Source organism: Rhodovastum atsumiense (genome assembly GCF_937425535.1).
Taxonomy (GTDB): domain Bacteria; phylum Pseudomonadota; class Alphaproteobacteria; order Acetobacterales; family Acetobacteraceae; genus Rhodovastum; species Rhodovastum atsumiense.
Map to the genome: position 1 here is coordinate 485,302 of NZ_OW485601.1, position 17,233 is coordinate 502,534.

The window sequence follows — 17,233 nt, forward strand, 5'->3', positions numbered from 1 at the left end:
CGACTTGTACAACCATTGAGGCGCAGATGAACGACACTGTCCCTCCCGCGCTCGGTATTCTGGCTGGCGGTGGTCCGCTGCCCGGCCGTGTCGCCGCTGCCGCGCGGGCCGCCGGTCGTCCGGTGTTCATCGTGGCGCTCGAAGGCTTCGCCGACCCGGCGGTGGTCGCGCCCTGGCCGCACGAAACCGCCCGCATGGGCGCGGCCGGCCGCATCCTTGAACGGTTGCGCGCCAATGGCTGTCGCGACCTGGTGCTGGTCGGGCCGGTGCGCCGCCCCTCCCTGCTCGACCTGCGCCCCGATGCCGAGGGCACCCGCCTGCTCGCCCGCATCGGCCGCGCCGCCTTCGCCGGCGATGACGGGTTGCTCGCCGCGGTGGTGCGCGTGCTCGGCGAGGAAGGCTTCCGCGTCGTCGGCGCGCACGAGATCCTGACGGAGGCGGTCGGGCCCAAGGGCCTGCTCTCCCGCGCCGTCCCGGATGCCGCGGCGATGGCCGACATCCGCCGTGGCATCGCCGTCGCCCGCGCGCTCGGCGCGGTCGATGTCGGCCAGGGCTGCGTGGTGCAGCAGGGCATCGTGCTCGCGGTCGAGGCGATCGAGGGAACCGATTCCATGCTCGCCCGCGCGGGCGGGCTGCGCCGTCCCGGGCCGGGCGGCGTGCTGGTCAAGCTGGTGAAGCCCGGGCAGGAACGTCGCGCCGACCTGCCCACCATCGGCCCGCGCACGATGCACGCCGCGGCGGAAGCCGGTCTGCGCGGGGTCGCCTTCGAAGCCGGGGGCACAATTCTGGCTGAACGCGCCGCGACCGTGGCCGCCGCCAATGAAGCTGGCGTGTTCCTGCTCGGCTTCGACCCGAACGAAGGAGAGTACACCGATGGGTGAAAAGCACAGCCTCCTGCACACGATGATCCGTGTCGGGGACCTGGAACGCAGCGTGAAGTTCTACACCGAGTTGCTCGGAATGACGGAACTGCGCCGCCGGGACGTCCCCGAGGGTAAGTATACTCTGGTCTTCGTCGGTTTCGCTCCGGAAGAAACCGGAGCTGCGGCCATCGAGCTGACCTACAATTACGGTACAGACAAGTATGAGTTGGGTAACGCCTTTGGTCATCTCGCCATCGGCGTACCGGATGTCGTCGCCACCTGCGCCAAGCTGCGGGCGGCCGGCGCGAAGATCACCCGCGAGCCCGGTCCGGTGAAGTTCGGCACGACCATGATCGCCTTCGTGGAAGATCCGGACGGATACAAGATCGAGCTGATCCAACGCGCCTGACGTGACCTGGCTTTCGACCGCGCGTGGCCTGCTGCCGGTGCGCCGCACGGTGCGCATCGGCGTGACCGGGCTTGCGCGCTCCGGCAAGACCGCCCTGCTGACCTCGCTGGCGGCCAACCTGCTGGCGGCCGGCGCCGGGGCGCCGACCTTGCCCCGGCTCACCACCCGGCTCGGGGGACGTTCCCTGCAGGTCAGTGTCTCCCCGGCCGATCCCGCGCTCGCGAGGGGGGATGATGCCGCGCCGCTGCCCCGCTTCAACGTGCCGGGGCATCTGGCCGCCCTGGCCGCCGACCCGCCGTCCTGGCCCGACCGCACCAGTTCGGTCAGCCTGCTCGCGCTCGACATCGACATCGGCCAGCCCCGCCTGTTCGCCGCCATGCCGCCGCAGCGGCTGCGCCTGGAAGTGCTCGACTATCCCGGCGAGTGGCTGCTCGACCTGCCGCTGCTCGGCCGCGATTTCCGCAGCTGGTCGGGCGAGGTGCTGGACCGTCTGGAATCGCAGCCGCAGGCGCATGCCTTCCTGGCCTTCCTGCGCAGCCTGCCGGACACGCCGCCGCCCGAGGAGCAGATCGTGCGGCAGGGCCACCGGCTCTACCGGGACCTGCTGAACCGGCTGCGCGCTGACGGGCTGTCGATGCTGCAGCCAGGGCGCTTCCTGATGCCCTCCCCCGGCCCCGAGCCGTCCTGGATGGCCTTCTTCCCCTGGTCGTCCCCCGGCGCGCTGGGCGACCTGCTGCAGTTCCGCTACGACGCCTATCGCGAGGCGATGCGCCGGGAACTGGTGACCCCCTCCTTCGGCCGGGTGGACCGCCTGGTGGTGCTCGCCGACCTGCTCTCGGCCCTGCACGCCGGGCCGGCGGCTTTTGCCGACGCCGCCGCCGCGCTGGACGCGGTCGCCCGCGCCCTGCAGCGGGGCGGATCGCTGCCGGATTGGCTGACCCACTTGCTGGGCTTCGGCATCGGCCGCGTCGCCTTCGCCGCCACCAAATCCGACCATGTCGCCGAACGCCAGCGCGGCAATCTCGCCGCCCTGGCCGCCAGCCTGACGCGCGCGCCGCTGACGCGGGGCGCGGACCACCCGGGCGGACGGGTCGGCGCCTTCGCCATCGCCTCGGTGCGCTGCACCGAGGACCTGGTCTGGGCGCTCGACGGCCATCCCGTCTCGGCGGTGCGCGGCCGCGTCGCCGGCGCGGCGCGGGCCGGACGGTCCTATCCGGGCGAGGTGCCGGATCGTCCGCCCGGGCCCGGGTTCTGGGAGCACCCTTTCCTGGCCCTGCCGGATTTCGAGCCGATGCGCCTGCCACTTGCCGGACGCGGCGGCGTGCCGCATCTCAATCTGGACGCCTTGCTGAACTTCCTGCTGGACGATCTGCTGTGATCCCGCCCCGCATCCCCCCCCGTTTCGAGCTGGAAGACGCGCCCGTGGCCCGGCTGGAGCCGGCACCCGAGCCCGACCCCATCCCCGTGCTCGCCCCGGTGGCGCAGGAACCGCGCGGACGCTTCGGCAACGGCTCCCTGCTGCTGGCCGGCAGCACGGTGCTGCTGGGCGGCTTCACCCTGCTCGGCACCGCCGGGCTCATCGCCGACCAGTTCGCCCGCTCCGCCGTGCTCGGCTGGGGCACGCTCGCCGTCGCCGGCACCGGCTTCGGCCTGATCGGCACCGGCATCTGGCGGGAACTGCGCGCGCTGTTCGCGCTGCGCGAGGTGGACCGCATCCGCGCCGACCTCGCCTCGGGCGATGCGCTGCGGGTGACCACGGCTGCCCGCGACTGGCTGCGCGAACTGCCCGACGGCGCCGCCATGCTGCCCACGATCGAGCGCATCAACGACCCGGACGCGGTGCTGACGACGCTACGCACGAAGGTCATGGCAGGGTTGCAGTCACGCGCCGACGCACTGGGCCGGGCGGCGGCGGTGCAGGTGTTCGCGGCCACCGCGGCGGTGCCCTCGCCGGCCCTGGATGCCGTGCTGGTGGCCTGGCGCGGCACCCGGCTGATCCGCCAGATCGCCGAACTGCACGGGCTGCGGCCGGGCCTGGTCGGCACCATGTCGTTGCTGCGGCGCACGGCCCTCTCCGCGGCCGGGGTGGCGGCAACCGACATGGCCATCGACGCAGCGGCACGGGCGGCCCTGTCCAACCCGCTGCTGCAACATCTCGCCGGCGACGTCGCCGGGGCCGGGGTGGCGGCACGCCGCATGGTGGTGCTGGCACGCGCCGCCGGGGCGGCCTGCAGCCCACTGCCGGCGAAGTAAAGGAAGTCAAGTAAGGCAAGGGCTCCGCCCTTGACCCGCCAAGGGCCACAAGGCCCTTGGATCCCGTTCGCGCTGCGTGGCACTTGCACCGCGGGAGCCGGTTGCGCATTTTGGAGGATCATAATTGGGTTTTGAGCTGCCGTGAGTGGGCACTGCCCGACACATGGCGGGCGGAGACGAAAGCGATGGACGGCGGAGCCGACGCACGGCGCATCACGATTTATCAGCCCGAGGATTTTGCCGGCATGCGTGCGGCCGGGCGGCTGGCGGCGGAAACACTCGACATGATCACCCCGCACGTCCAGCCCGGCATCTCGACCGGCGAACTCGACCGGTTGTGTCACGAATTCATCCTCGCGCACGGGGCAGTGCCCTCGCCGCTCAATTATCGCGGCTATCCGAAATCGATCTGCACCTCGATCAACCACGTCGTCTGCCACGGCATTCCCGGCGAACGGCGGCTGGAGGACGGGGACATCCTCAATATCGATGTCACGGTGACGCTGGATGGCTGGTTTGGCGACACCAGCCGCATGTACGTGGCAGGGCAGGCCTCGACACGGGCGCGCAACCTGATCGACGTCACCTATGAAGCCCTGATGCGCGGCGTGCGCATCGTCAGGCCCGGCGTCACGCTCGGCGACATCGGCCACGCCATCCAGACCTTTGTCGAAGGCCACCGCTTCTCGGTGGTGCGCGATTTCTGCGGGCACGGCATCGGCCGCAAGTTCCATGAACCGCCGAACGTGCTGCATTACGGCCGGCCGGGCGAAGGCCCGGTGCTCAAGCCGGGCATGTTCTTCACCATCGAGCCGATGGTCAACGCCGGCCGCCCGGAAGTGAAGGTGCTGGACGACGGCTGGACCGCAGTGACCCGCGACCGCAGCCTGTCCGCCCAGTTCGAGCACATGATCGGCGTCACCGAAGACGGCGTCGAGGTGTTCACCTACTCGCCGGCCGGCCTGCACAAGCCGCCCTACGAGATCTGACCCCGGTCGGGACGGAGGCGGCCGGCATGGGAGAGGTGTTCGTGACCACGCAGAAGCTGCGCTTCTGCGACACCGACCAGCTCGGCCATGTCAACAATGCCGTCTACAGCGTCATGTGCGAGGCCGGCCGCGCCGAACTGATGCAGGCGGCCGGCCTGCTCGACGCAAACTCCGGCCATGGGGTGGTGATCGCCCGGCTCGAACTCGATTTCCTGCGCGAGATGAACTGGCCGGGCGAAATCCGCATCGAGACCGCGATCCACCGGATCGGCCAGAAAAGCATCCAGGTGCACCAGCGCCTGCACCAGGGCGACACCCTGGTCTCCCGGGCCAGCTCGATCCTGGCGATCATCGATACCCACAAGCGCCGGGCCGTGCCGATCACCCCGGAATGGCGGACAGCCCTCGAACACTGGCTGGTGCCGGAATTCTGAACGACACCCGGCCCCGCGCCGGCGCCCCGCCCTGCCCCGGACAGATATCACGTTAATTTGATATCACACCGACAGCCGGCCCTGCCGCATCGTGGCAAGCTGCGCCGTATGGGCAACAAAGAGCCGCCCTGTTCACAGTTGCAGTTGCTGGACCCGTTCGGACCGGTCCCGGCGGCGCGGTCAGCCCCCGGTGCCTCGCCCGTGGCAACGGACGAGGCAGAAGCCACGCGGCTGCGCAAGCAGCGCGAGCTGCACCGCCAGCGCATGCGCGAGCGTCTGCTGACCGCCGGCCCCGCCGCGCTGGCCGACTACGAATTACTGGAAATGGTGCTGTTCCTCGCCGAGCCCCGCCAGGACAAGCGCGGCCTCGCCAGGGCGTTGATCGCCCGCTTCGGCAGTTTCGCCAACGTGATCGCCGCCCCGGTCGCCGATCTGCAATCCGTCGACGATGTCGGACCCGCCAGCGCCGCGGCGCTGAAGGTGGTGCAGGCCGCGGCGCTGCGGCTGGAGCAGGCGGAAGTCATGGACCGCCCGCTGCTCAACAACTGGGACCGGCTGATGGCCTATCTGAACGCGGTGCTGGCGCGCGAGCGGGTGGAACAGGTCCGCGTGCTGTTCCTCGACACCCGCAACCGGCTGCTCGCCGACGAGGCCCAGGCGCGCGGCACGGTGAATCACACCCCGGTCTATCCGCGCGAGGTGGTCAGGCGCGCGCTGGAATTGCAGGCCACCGCGCTGATCCTGGTCCACAACCACCCGAGTGGCGATCCCACCCCCTCGGGCGACGACATCGCCATGACGCAGGAAGTGCGGCAGGCGGCGCAGGCGCTCGGGATCGTCCTGCACGACCACGTCATTGTCGGCAACGGCCGCTGGTTGAGCCTGCGCCATGAGGGCCTGCTGGCGCCGCCACGCGGCTGATCCCGGGGGCCGGAAAATTTCCCGTCAGTCCGGGGGACGGGAATGGCCGGGCGGTGTCAGGCATCTCAACTGTCTCACCGAGGTGCCCGCGACGGGCCAGGAGCATCCGGATGACAGAAAAGCCGCCTCCGATCCCGCGCTTGCGCGCGATGACGGGCCTGGCAGGGCGGTTCGCCCTCATCGGCGCCGTGCTCGGCCTTCTGGCCGGCAGCTTCGCCTATGTGGCGGGCTGGCTCAGCCCCGGCCGGCTGACCCCGGAGCGCATCGTCGATGCGCTGAGCGCGCGGGGCGGCGACCCGGTGGGTCATCGCCGCAACCATGCGAAGGGGGTCTGCTTCACCGGGACCTTCGAGGCGAACGGAGCCGGACAGCGCCTCTCGGCCGCGCCGGTCCTGGCAGCGGGGCGCTATCCGGTGGTCGGCCGCTTCGCCATCGCCACGGGCGACCCGCAGGCGCCGGATGCCAGCGGGCGGGTGCGCAGCATGGCGATCCGCGTGACCGCCCCGGACGGGCAGGAATGGCGGAGCGGCATGAACGCCATGCCGGTCTTCCCGCTCGCGACGCCGGAGGCCTTCTACGAGCAGACGGTCGCCGCCCGTGTCGATCCGGCAACCGGCCGGCCCGATCCGCAAGCCTTGCAGCGCTTCGCGGCGGCGCATCCGGAAACCGCTCCCTTCGTCGAATGGGCCCGTACCGCGCCCTGGACCGCGAGTTACGCCGAGGAGAGCTACAACAGCCTGAATGCGTTCCGCTTCGTCGATGCGGCGGGAGTGCGCCGGAACGTGCGCTGGTCGATGCTGGCGAGTGTGCCGCAGCAGGCCACCACGCCGGCGGAGCTGGCGAAGCTGGGGCCTGACTTCCTGGCGCAGGACCTGATGGCGCGGCTGCGCGAGGCGCCGCTGCGCTGGAACCTGATGGTGACCGTGGCGGAGCCCGGCGACCCGGTCAACGACCCGACCCGCGCCTGGCCGTCCGAGCGCGAGCAGGTGCAGGTCGGAACGCTGGTGGTGGAACGGGCCGAGGCGGAGGCGAATGGCCCGTGCCGCGACCTGAATTTCGATCCGCTGGTGCTGCCTGCCGGCATCGAGCCCTCGGAGGATCCGATTCTGCTGGCCCGCTCTCCCGCCTATGCGAATTCCTTCAACCGCCGCGAGTCCGAGGCCGGGCACCTGCCTGCCCCGCGTCCTGCCACGGGAGGCGCAAAATGACCCCGCCCGCCGCAGGCTTCGCGCCGCTGCAACGCGGCTTGCACTGGCTGATGGCGGCACTGCTGCTTGCCATGCTGTTCATCGGCGTGGGCATGGTCAGTTCGGTGTCGCGCTACGTCGCCCTGGTCGCCCTCCACAAGCCGCTCGGCATCCTGCTGTTGCTGCTGGTGCTGATCCGGATCGGGGTGCGGCTGCGCCATGGCGCGCCCGCCTTGCCGGATGATCTGCCGGCCTGGCAGAAGGCCGCCGCCGGGGCATCGCATGTCGTGCTCTACGGGCTGATGCTGGCGATGCCGCTGCTGGGATGGTCGATGCTGTCGGCCGGTGGCTACCCGATCGTGCTTTACGGACCGCTGCACCTGCCGCCGATCGCGCCGCATGACGCCGGGCTCTACGCCCTGCTGCGCGGCGCACACACCTGGCTGGCCTATCTGCTCTTCCTCACCGTGCTGATGCATCTGGGGGCGGCCTTGTTCCACCTGCTGATCCGACAGGACGGGGTCTTCGCCGCCATGGCGCCCTGGCCGCGGCGCTGACATCCGCTGACATGCTGTGCCCTCGCGATCGTGTTGCCGGCGCGTATCATCGTTTGGCAACGGATAACGATTAAGCCTGTGGCAGGAAGGCGTGCCGGGGCTGTCACCGACCAGGGCCACGGGCCAGGGCTGTCACGGGCCAGGGCTGTCACGGGATTGAGCCTTCCACCCGGGCAGGCGCAAACTATGCGCACCGAAGGGGATTGGGACAGGATGCGGCGACGCGGGCTGGTGCTTGGCACGGCAGCAATGCTTCTGGCTGCGCCGCGGATCGGGGCAGGCCAGGGCAACAGGGTACTGACGTTCGTTCCCGCGGCCGATCTCGTGTCGCTCGACCCGCATCGCAACACCACCCTCGCGACCCGCATCCACGCGCTGCTGGTGTTCGACACGCTGTATGGCGTGGACATGGCCTGGAAGCCGCAGCCGCAGATGCTTGAAGGCCACGTCGTCGAAGATGGCAACCGGAGCTGGACGCTGACCCTGCGCGAGGGACTGCGCTTCCACGACGGCACGCCGGTGCTGGCGCGCGACGTGGCGGCGAGCCTGCGGCGCTGGGCGCGGTGCGATGCGTTCGGCGGGGCGCTGCTGGATGTCATGGACGAGATCGCCCCGCTCTCCGACCGGCGGCTGCGCCTGCGGCTGAACCGTCCCTTCCCGCTGCTGCCCGACGCCCTGGGCAAGGCCGCCCCCAGCCTCGCCGTGATCATGCCCGAACGCCTGGCCATGACCGATCCGGGCGTCGACTGCACCGAGGTGATCGGCAGCGGCCCGTACCGCTACCTGCCGGAGGAACGGGTGCCGGGCCAGCGCGTCGCCTATGCGCGCAATCTCGGCTACATCCCCCGCCCCTCCGGGATGCCGAGCCTGATGGCCGGCCCGAAGATCGCCCATTTCGACCGGGTGGAGTGGCGCATCATCCCCGATGCCGCGCACGCCGCCGCGTCTCTCGCCGCGGGAGAAATCGACTGGTGGGAACAGCCCGCCGCCGATTTCTGGCCGATCCTGCGCGGCAACCCGGCGCTGCGACTCGAAATCGCCGATACCGCCGGGCAGTGCGGCCTGATGCGTCTCAACCTGGACGCGGCCCCGTGCGACGACGTGGAGCTGCGCCGGGCGGCGCTTGGGGCGATCAGCCAGTCCGACGCCATGGCGGCGATCACCGGCACCGACGGATCGATGTGGCGCACGCCCTGCGGACTGTTCCTGCCGGGCACGCCGATGGCGAGCGAAGCCGGCCTGCAGGCATTGCGCGATCCGCCGAACCGCGCCCGTGCCGCGCGGATGCTGCAGGACAGTTCCTATCGCGGCGAGAAGCTGATCCTGCTGGCGGCGGCCGACCAGCCCGGCCTGGCCGCGCAGGGCCGGGTGGTGGCCGATGCCTGGTCGCGCATCGGCCTCGATGTGGAGTATCGGGTGCTGCCGCCTGACCCGGGCGGCCTGTCCCCGGCCAGGCTCGGCACGATCGAGGAGGGGTGGCATGCGCTCAGCGATGCTATTCCCGGCGTTGCCGCGCTCACCCCGGCCACCTGCAGCAGCCTCGCCTTCCCCGCCCGGCCGGGACAGCAGGGTCCGGGCGGGCTCGCTGCGCTCGACCGGTTGCGCCAGAGCTGGCTTGGCACCTCCGACACGGCGATGCAGAAGGAAATCTGCCGGCAGATGCAGACGCTGGCGCTGGAGACCGTGCCTTCCATTCCGACCGGCGTGTTCTTCCAGCCGACCGCCTACCGCGCTTCCCTGCTCGACGTGCCGCGCGGCTTTCCGCAGTTCCACGGCGTCAGGAAGGTGTAGCCCCGCGCGGGCACGCCCGCGCCGTCCTGCGTTACAGCACCCGTTCCTGCGCGACGCCGCGACAATCCATCTCGAATTCCAGCTCGACCACGGGCGGGCGGCAGAACTGCCAGGTCACGCCATGCCGGGCGGCGCCGCGACGGGCGATCTCGGGGCCGAAGAACGGGAAGATGTCATGGACCGTGTAGACCTGCACGGCGGTGGTGTCCGCCCAGCCGAAGCCCAGCACGGCCATGCGTCGTTCCAGCTCGCCGAGCACCCAGTCCGCCTTGTCGAGCATTCCCCCGGGACTGACATCGCCGCGGGCGATGATGTGCTCGCGGTAGCTGCCTCTGCCTTCCGGCGCCTCGGCGCAGCCGGCGATGACGAAGGAAGGGGCGGCGGCGGCGTCACGCACGGTATAGCTGAAGGCGTGGAAGGACGGCACCGGCGGGCGGTCGAGCTCGGGGCAGACATTGACGCGCGCGACCGGAGTGGCCCCACCCTGCAGCAGCCCCCAGCGATCCAGCGTGCCGCAGTAACGACGGTTGAATTCCTCGAACTCCGGCTCGCTGAACGGCTCGGGGGAACGCAGCTCGCAGGCGCACAGGGCCGTGCTGGGGCGACCATTGGCGCGCAGATGCGTGGCGATGCGCTCAAACCCGTCGGCGAGCGGCACCGGATCCTCGAAACGCATGCGGATGATGGCAAAGCCGGGCAGCGCCGCGACCCCACCGGAATACTGGGTAACCCCCGGGACGAACCGGTAGCCGCCTGCAGCGAAATCGATGACGTTTCCCATGGACCTTTCCTACGCCGTCGCGACCAGGCACGCCAGTCAGGTCATTGCGACATCGCGCGGGGCCGGCGACGGAAGGCCGGAAGCGAGGAAGGCTCAGGCGGGAGGCTTGGCGACAGGCAGCTTCCCCTCGCCAAAGAGCTGGCACTCGCGGGCGTGAAGCTCCGTGATGATCGACAGGAGGTCCCGTCCCCAGAACGGCTTGCGCAGCACGATATCGCCCTCGGCGATGTGGGGGAGAACCCGCTCGACCGATGCGGTCATGATGATCACGGGTTGGCCAGGATGAAGGCGGCGGAATTCAGCCGCAAGATCGCTTCCCAGCATCGGATGCATGAACAGATCGGTCACCAGCGCCAGTTCGCCCTGGCTGTGACGGATCGCCTCCAGGGCATCAAGGGGATTGGTAAAAAGTAGGCAGTCGTATCCAACATCCGATACGAGATCGTTAAGAAATTCGAGAACGAGTGGGTCGTTCTCGACAAAGATAATTCGCCGCGCCACGTTCGCCCCCAGGCTGATTGGGGTCAAGATTATAGAACCGGATACGTTTGTTCAAATTTTTAGCAAAATCCGTAAAAATTGAATTACTCCGGCTTGCCACCCCTAAGCTGCGATCTTGCAAGGGGTCAGCGCCACCAAGGAATTCAGCCGCACGCGGGGCTCGATCGCCTCACCTGATATCACGTATTTGTGATGATATGCGTCCCCCGCCCGCTCCCGACGCAACCGCTGTTATCCTCATCCGGCTTCCGCCTCCACACCGGCGGGCATGACTGGAACGGGCACAGGAGCAAGCAGCCGATGACCGGCCTGAGGCCGCGGCATGGCGGGAACCATCCCCGCCCGGGCGAACGGGGCCGGGGCGCGGTCCCGGCCATGGTGCTGGCGGCGGCCGCATGGCTCTGCCTGGCCGGCGGGTGCACGGCCCCCGACCCCGGCGTGGCCTGCGCCGGCATGGCGGGGCGCCCGCAGGCCATCGTCACCCTGTATTTCGGTCGGGGCACACCGGACCGGCCGATCACTGACGAGTCCTGGCGGCAGTTCCTCGCCGGGACGGTCACGCCCCGCTTCCCCGACGGGCTGACGGTGCTGGACGGCCATGGCCAATGGCGCCAGCCGGCCACCGGCCGCATCATTTCGGAACGGTCGAGCGTGGTGACGATCGTGACCGACCCGGACGCCGAAACCATGCGCCGGATCGAGGAAATCCGCACTACCTATCGTTCCCGCTTCGACCAGGATTCGGTCGGCCTGACGGTATCGCGCGGTTGCGCCTCGTTCTGACCGGTTCCCTGGTCCTGCCGGCCTTTCCACCGAAGGAGTCGCGTTGATGCCGGATGCCCGCGCAACAGGTGACGACGGCTGGGAGATGGCTTCTCCCGCGAGCGTGGGGCTCGATCCGGCGCCGCTCGCACGAATCGCGGAACGGTTCGCGGCCTGGCCGGAAGCCAATATCCATGCCGTTCTGGTGGCCCGGCACGGCCGCCTCGTCTGCGAGCATTACTTCAGCGGGCGCGACGAGACCTGGGGCGGCCCGCCCCGTCAGGTGCGCTTCGGGCCGGAGGTGCCGCATGACCTGCGCTCGATCACCAAGAGCGTCACCTCGCTGCTGTGCGGCATCGCGCGGGCGCAGGGCTGGATCGGCGATCTCGACGCGCGGGTGCTGGATCTGCTTCCCGGTTACGCCGACCTGCGCAGCGCGTCGCGGTTGCGCCTGACGCTGCGCCACCTGCTGACCATGTCGGCGGGCCTCGCCTGGGACGAGGACCGTCCCTACAGCGACCCGGCCAACTCCGAACGGCGCATGACCGACGCCCCGGATCCGTACCGCTACGTGCTGGAGCAACCCTTCGTGGCCGAACCGGGCGAGACCTGGAGCTACAATGGCGGCACGACGGCGCTGCTCGCCTGCATCCTGCAGCAGACGAGCGGCCGCGGGCTCGACGCATTGGCGGAGGAATTCCTGTTCCATCCGCTCGGCATCGCCGGTATCGACTGGGTGCGTTACCGCAACGGCGATCCCGTTGCCGCCTCGGGATTGCGCATGCGCCCGCGCGACCTGCTGCGCATCGGCCGGCTCGTGGCCCATCATGGCGCGTGGCAGGGCCGGCAACTGGTTCCGGCCGACTGGATCGCGGAGTCCACCGCACCGCATTTCGACAGCCAACCGACCTATTTCTACGGCTATCACTGGTGGCTCGGCCGCTCGCTGCTGCGGGGGCGGTCGGTGGAATGGGTGGTCGGGAACGGCTGGGGCGGGCAACGGCTGTTCGTGCTGCCCACGCTTGATCTGGTCGTCCTGGTGCATGCCGGGCTGTACGGCGACCCACTGCAGAGCTGGGTGCCGGTCTCCATTCTCAATCGCCACGTGCTCGCCGCGGTCCGCGACTGACCAATCCGGCACGGCAGGCGGTTCTTCCCCATTCTGTCACCGCATCACCATCATCGCGAACTGGACCGGGGCCGGCCGGCTCCGTAACCTTTCGTTTTGATCCTTTGGGGGAAGGACCGGATGCTGACGCCCCGTGGCACCAATGGCCGCCGACCCACCCGACCGATCGTTCTGACGTCCCACCCGCGCACCGGCACGCCGCAGGCACCGCCGATCACCTGGGGGGCCGCCGATCCCGCCAGCCGCGGCCCGGTGGTGGCGACGCTCACCTCGCCGGGCGCGCGCAATGCGGTCGGCACCCATGCCGGATCCTATTCGTTGTACCGCGCCCTGGCGGTGGCGGCCGGGCAACTCGACCCCGGGCACCGCCCGGACCTGACCAACACCGCGCCAGCCGCGCCGATCGGCCCGTTCCCGCAATGGAGCGAGCCAGGGCGGATCGTTTCGCTCGATCCCTGGGGGCACATGGTCGGCGAGGCCTTCGCCGGCCGCCTCGCCGAGGGCTGGGACATCCGTCCCACCATCGCGGTGACCCGCGCGCATATCCACATGCCGGAAATCACGGAGGCGATCCGGGCCGGCCGGCTCGCGCCCGACGACGAAGTGCTGAACGCGGCCGGCGATGCGCGCGTGACCAAGGTGGCGATCGAGCCGGTCTGGTGGCTGCCCGGCATCGCCGACCGTTTCGGCATCGACGAGACCACGCTGCGCCGCGGCCTGTTCGAGCAAACCGGCGGCATGTTCCCCGAGCTGATCACCCGGCCCGACCTGCAACTGTTCCTGCCGCCGATCGGCGGGGCCAGCGTCTACCTGTTCGGCGATCCGGCGCGGCTTGGCCGGCCCCAGACCCGCATCGCCTGCCGCGTGCATGACGAATGCAACGGCTCGGACGTGTTCGGATCCGATATCTGCACCTGCCGCCCCTATCTCGCGCACGGCATCGAGGTCTGCATCGAGACCGCCCAGCAGGGCGGCGTCGGCGTGATCGTCTATAACCGCAAGGAAGGCCGGGCGCTCGGGGAAGTGACGAAATTCCTCGTCTACAACGCCCGCAAGCGCCAGCAGGGCGGCGACCGCGCCGACGCCTATTTCACCCGCACCGAATGCGTCGCCGGCGTCGCCGATATGCGCCTGCAGGAACTGATGCCGGACGTGCTGCACTGGCTGGGCATCACCCGCATCGACCGTCTGGTGTCGATGAGCAACATGAAGTTCGAGCCGATCGTGGCCTCCGGCATCACCGTGCTGGAACGCGTGCCGATCCCCGATGACCTCATCCCGGCCGATGCGAGCGTGGAGATGGACGCCAAGAGAGCGGCGGGCTACTTCACCGCGCACGTGCCTGACGCCGCTGAACTGGCGCAGGCGAAAGGCCGGGAGCTCGGTGCATGACGTCTGCCTTCCCCTCTGTCACCGTGCTGGACCATCCCCTGGTCCAGCACAAGCTGTCGCTGCTGCGCGACCGCGAGACGTCCACCAACGGCTTCCGCCGCATCGCGCGCGAAATGAGCCTGCTGATGTGCTACGAGGTCACGCGCGACCTGCCGCTGACCATGGTGGAGATCGAGACCCCGCTGGAGCGCATGCAGGCGCCGCAATTGCTGGGCAAGAAGCTGTGTTTCGTGCCGATCCTGCGCGCCGGCAACGGCATCCTCGACGGCATGCTCGATGCGGTGCCGGTGGCGCGCGTCGGCCATATCGGCCTCTACCGCGACCCGCAGACGCTGGAGCCGGTCGAGTACTACCTGAAGCTGCCCGACGACATCCAGGAACGGCTGGTGATCGTGGTCGACCCGATGCTGGCGACCGGCCATTCCGTCGCGGCGGCCGTCGCCCGGCTGAAGGAAGCCGGGGCGGCGCAGATCCGCGTGGTCTGCCTGATCTGCGCCCCGGAGGGCCTGACCACCTTCACCACCGAGCATCCGGACGTGCCGGTGTTCACCGCCTCGATCGATCGCTGCCTGGACGATCACGGCTACATCCGCCCGGGCCTGGGTGACGCCGGCGACCGTCTGTACGGGACCAAGTAAGCCTCACGGCAGCGCCGCGAGCCGTTCCCCGAGCAACGCGAAGAACCCCTCCGCGTCCAGCTTCTCCAGCAGGCGCGCATTCGCCGGCCCCGGCAGGCGGAAGCGCGCGATGTTGGTGCGGCCCCGGCTGGGGCCGGCCAGTTCCACCCCGGCATGCACATCCCGCGTGGTGAAGAGATGCGGCGCCACCGCCCAGGCGACGGCGCAGGCATCGTGCTCGGGATGGCCCGCCCCGCCCAGCCGCGCCGAGGGCGGCACCCGCGCCATGATCTCGCAGGCCGCGCGCAGCGGCGCGCCGCCGCCTTGCGCGCGCAACGCCGCGACCCGCGCCGGCGTGCACAGCGCCTGCGCCGTCGTCTCCAGCGTCGCCAGCGTGACCGGGCAGCCCGATTGCAACAGGATCGCCAGCGCCTCGGGATCGTTCCAGGCGTTGAACTCGGCGGCCGGGGTCACGTTGCCCTCGCCCACCGCGCCGGTCATCAGCACGATTTCCCGCACCTGCGCCGCGAGCGCCGGCTCGGTCGCCAGGGCAAGCCCCAGATTGGTGGCCGGACCGATGCCGATCAGCGTGACGCTGCACGGCACGGCCGCGCGCAGCAGCGCGCGGATCGCATCCGCGGCCAGGCCCGGCGCGGCCGGCGGGCCTTCCGGCAAGGCGACGCCGCCCAGCCCATCCTCGCCGTGGACATAGGCGGCCGCGGCGAAGCGGCCCATGATCGGACGGTCGGCCCCGGCCATCACCGGCACCGCCCGCCCGCTCAGCCCGACCACCGCCCGCGCATTCGCCAGGGTGCGCCCGAGCCCGACATTGCCGCCCACCGCCGTCACCAGCCGCACCTCCAGTTCCGGCGAGGCAAGCGCCAGCAACAGCGCGATGGCATCATCGGTGCCGGGATCGCAATCGATCACCACGGGATGCGGCGGTGACATCATCGGAACCCTCCTGTTGGTGCGGTCGCGCCCCTACGGCGCGGCGCAGCTCTTGTCCGGCCAGGCGCAGATGCGGCGCTGCCACTGCGTGCCACCATCCGGCCGACGCTTCGTCGCCAGCAGCGCGTGCGGTGGCGTGCCCTGCTCCACCCAGGCCTCCAGCGCCGAGAGCGGATCGATGCCGGTCTCCGTGACCGAGGCATTGTCCGCGCTGATACCGCAGTGATCCATGCCGGGGATCATGAAAAGCCGAGCGAAACCCTGCAATTTCTCGATCCCACCTGCCTTGCGTGCCAGCGCCTCGTACCAGGCGATGGTGAAATCGGGCGTCACGATCGGGTCCCCCCAGCCGTGCCAGATCACCAGCTTGCCGCCGCGGCGTGCGAAGGCGGACAGGTCGGCCGGCACCACCTCGCCGCGCGCCGGATCCCAGGTGGCGGCGTTGTACAGCGCCGCCATGCGGGCCAGACGCGGCGGGTCACGATCGAAATCGAATTGCGTGACCTCGTAGCCGGGTCCCGGATCCGGTTCGAAAGCCATGTAGCGCAGGAAATCCCGCACAAAGAACGGAATGACCGCGTTTGCCGGCGGCCGGCCGGTCAGCCAGATCGGCCAGTTCGCCTCGCTGCCGGGCGGCAGCCCACCCGGATAAAGCTGCCGCCCCTGGCTGTCCTTCGGTCCGGCGTACCATTTCTCCAGCACGCCGACCTCGGCGGTGCTCAGGCAATCGTGCCCGCCCGCAGCTTTGCACTGGAAGGTCGCCGGTTTCACGTTGCAGGCATGGGGATCCTCGACCAGCCCGTCCTGGGCGTGACAGGCCTGCGCCACCAGGCGTTGGATCAGTGGCACACGCTCCGATGTCACGATCGGCTTTCCGTCCTCCCCGGTATTGGCCTGCACCAGCCACGCGAAGAACGTCGCCACCAGCCCGGTGTAATCCAGCGCCGGCGCCCCCATGACGATGCCATCGAAATCGGCCGGGAACCGGCTGGCCTCCACCCCCGCCATCCGCCCGCCGGTGGAGCAGCCGGCGAAATAGGCGTGCTTCTGCTCGGTGCCGTAATAGGCTTTCACCATCGCGCGGCCGACCCGCGCCGTTTCGGTCACCGCCCGCCAGGCCCAGTCCGCCTCGGCCACCGGATTGGCGAAAGCCCAGCGCCCATCACCGGAATTCGCGCCCCAGTGGCCGGAATCCATGGTGGCGGCGGCATAACGGCGGCGCAGGCCGAAATTCATCGCATTGGTGAAGCCGGGCCGGTCGGATTCCAGCATGCCACAGAACGCACCGCAACCGACCATGTAGAACTTGCCATTCCACCCCTCGATCGGCAGCCGCAGCTCGAAATTGATCGCCGGGCGCACATAGCCGAGCACACGGCAATAGGCCGGCAGATCACCGCTTGCCGGCACCTCGACCGCAGACAGCAGGTTCACGTTGTCCAGCTTGTTGCGGACGAGCGCCCCGCAATCGGCGGCAGCCTTCGCCGGGACGACCTGTCCCAGCGCCGTGAACAGGATCGCGGCAACGCCTCCGAGCAGCGCCTGCCTCATCTTGGTGCCTCCCTTTCGTTCCCCATCGGAACTTTGGTCAAGGCACCAAGGTGATGCAAGCGTCGCGCGGGGCGCTGCCCCGCCCCCGCCAGGAGGCTTTGCCTCCTGGACCTCCACCAAGGGCAAAGCCCTTGGAACCCGCCGC

18 protein-coding genes are annotated in these 17,233 nt (G+C 69.9%); 14 read left to right on the forward strand and 4 right to left on the reverse strand.

Translation table 11 applies throughout. The features are described 5' to 3' along the window. Nucleotides 1–26 precede the first annotated feature (26 nt). The 10 genes from NBY65_RS02030 (at nt 27) to NBY65_RS02075 (ending at nt 9,404) form a co-directional block, all read left to right on the forward strand. A complete protein-coding gene (locus NBY65_RS02030) occupies nt 27–881 on the forward strand; it encodes an LpxI family protein (protein WP_150039107.1) in 855 nt (284 codons plus the stop codon). Then, nucleotides 874–1,272 (forward strand): lactoylglutathione lyase, encoded by a 399-nt coding sequence (gene gloA, locus NBY65_RS02035; RefSeq protein ID WP_150039108.1) that lies wholly within the window; start codon nt 874–876, stop codon nt 1,270–1,272. The genes NBY65_RS02030 and gloA overlap by 8 nt, the downstream gene beginning before the upstream one ends. A gap of 1 nt (nt 1,273) precedes the next feature. Beyond that, nucleotides 1,274–2,650, forward strand: coding sequence for a YcjX family protein (locus NBY65_RS02040; RefSeq protein ID WP_250265617.1), 1,377 nt, complete (start codon nt 1,274–1,276; stop codon nt 2,648–2,650). Further along, the gene (locus NBY65_RS02045; protein WP_150039110.1) at nt 2,647–3,525 is read left to right on the forward strand and encodes a DUF697 domain-containing protein; all 879 of its coding nucleotides are present in this window, start codon (nt 2,647–2,649) and stop codon (nt 3,523–3,525) included. The genes NBY65_RS02040 and NBY65_RS02045 overlap by 4 nt, the downstream gene beginning before the upstream one ends. 185 nt (nt 3,526–3,710) lie before the next feature. Then, a complete protein-coding gene (map, locus tag NBY65_RS02050) occupies nt 3,711–4,514 on the forward strand; it encodes a type I methionyl aminopeptidase (RefSeq protein ID WP_150039111.1) in 804 nt (267 codons plus the stop codon). 26 nt (nt 4,515–4,540) lie between these two features. Continuing rightward, nucleotides 4,541–4,948 (forward strand): acyl-CoA thioesterase, encoded by a 408-nt coding sequence (locus tag NBY65_RS02055; protein ID WP_150039112.1) that lies wholly within the window; start codon nt 4,541–4,543, stop codon nt 4,946–4,948. A gap of 108 nt (nt 4,949–5,056) precedes the next feature. Beyond that, nucleotides 5,057–5,869, forward strand: coding sequence for a RadC family protein (gene radC, locus NBY65_RS02060; RefSeq protein ID WP_150039113.1), 813 nt, complete (start codon nt 5,057–5,059; stop codon nt 5,867–5,869). A gap of 110 nt (nt 5,870–5,979) precedes the next feature. After that, nucleotides 5,980–7,077, forward strand: a complete 1,098-nt coding sequence (locus NBY65_RS02065) for a catalase family peroxidase (protein WP_150039114.1) — start codon at nt 5,980–5,982, stop codon at nt 7,075–7,077. Then, complete coding sequence (locus tag NBY65_RS02070; RefSeq protein WP_150039115.1) at nt 7,074–7,613, forward strand: cytochrome b; 540 nt, start codon at nt 7,074–7,076, stop codon at nt 7,611–7,613. Before NBY65_RS02065 ends, NBY65_RS02070 begins: the two co-directional genes overlap by 4 nt. Before the next feature lie 213 nt (nt 7,614–7,826). After that, nucleotides 7,827–9,404, forward strand: a complete 1,578-nt coding sequence (locus NBY65_RS02075; RefSeq protein ID WP_250265618.1) for an ABC transporter substrate-binding protein — start codon at nt 7,827–7,829, stop codon at nt 9,402–9,404. Between the two features lie 31 nt (nt 9,405–9,435). On the opposite strand, the gene cnbZ is transcribed toward NBY65_RS02075, so the two are convergent. Together cnbZ and NBY65_RS02085 are read right to left on the reverse strand one after the other, a co-directional pair. Continuing rightward, entirely contained in the window at nt 9,436–10,185 is a 750-nt protein-coding gene (gene cnbZ / locus NBY65_RS02080) for a 2-amino-5-chloromuconate deaminase CnbZ (RefSeq protein WP_150039117.1), read from the reverse strand. 93 nt (nt 10,186–10,278) lie between these two features. Continuing rightward, complete coding sequence (locus tag NBY65_RS02085; RefSeq protein ID WP_162530384.1) at nt 10,279–10,713, reverse strand: response regulator; 435 nt, start codon at nt 10,711–10,713, stop codon at nt 10,279–10,281. A gap of 273 nt (nt 10,714–10,986) precedes the next feature. Here NBY65_RS02085 and NBY65_RS02090 point away from each other — a divergent pair, with 273 nt between their 5' ends. The 4 genes from NBY65_RS02090 to upp all read left to right on the forward strand — a co-directional run bounded on the left by NBY65_RS02090 (nt 10,987) and on the right by upp (nt 14,607). Continuing rightward, nucleotides 10,987–11,469: a DUF3574 domain-containing protein gene (locus NBY65_RS02090; RefSeq protein ID WP_150039119.1), complete on the forward strand. Its 483-nt coding sequence runs from the start codon at nt 10,987–10,989 to the stop codon at nt 11,467–11,469. 46 nt (nt 11,470–11,515) lie between these two features. After that, complete coding sequence (locus NBY65_RS02095) at nt 11,516–12,577, forward strand: serine hydrolase domain-containing protein (protein ID WP_150039120.1); 1,062 nt, start codon at nt 11,516–11,518, stop codon at nt 12,575–12,577. Nucleotides 12,578–12,697: 120 nt separating this feature from the next. After that, entirely contained in the window at nt 12,698–13,969 is a 1,272-nt protein-coding gene (locus tag NBY65_RS02100; RefSeq protein WP_150039121.1) for a GTP cyclohydrolase II, read from the forward strand. Further along, the gene (gene upp, locus NBY65_RS02105; RefSeq protein ID WP_150039122.1) at nt 13,966–14,607 is read left to right on the forward strand and encodes a uracil phosphoribosyltransferase; all 642 of its coding nucleotides are present in this window, start codon (nt 13,966–13,968) and stop codon (nt 14,605–14,607) included. The genes NBY65_RS02100 and upp overlap by 4 nt, the downstream gene beginning before the upstream one ends. Nucleotides 14,608–14,610: 3 nt before the next feature. Here upp and NBY65_RS02110 read toward each other — a convergent pair whose 3' ends face one another. Both NBY65_RS02110 and NBY65_RS02115 read right to left on the reverse strand, forming a co-directional pair. After that, entirely contained in the window at nt 14,611–15,540 is a 930-nt protein-coding gene (locus tag NBY65_RS02110; RefSeq protein WP_239002656.1) for a nucleoside hydrolase, read from the reverse strand. A gap of 30 nt (nt 15,541–15,570) precedes the next feature. Next, nucleotides 15,571–17,088 carry a tannase/feruloyl esterase family alpha/beta hydrolase gene (locus tag NBY65_RS02115; protein ID WP_203330366.1) on the reverse strand — a complete coding sequence of 506 codons (1,518 nt, stop codon included), beginning with the start codon at nt 17,086–17,088 and terminating at the stop codon, nt 15,571–15,573. Nucleotides 17,089–17,233 lie beyond the last annotated feature (145 nt).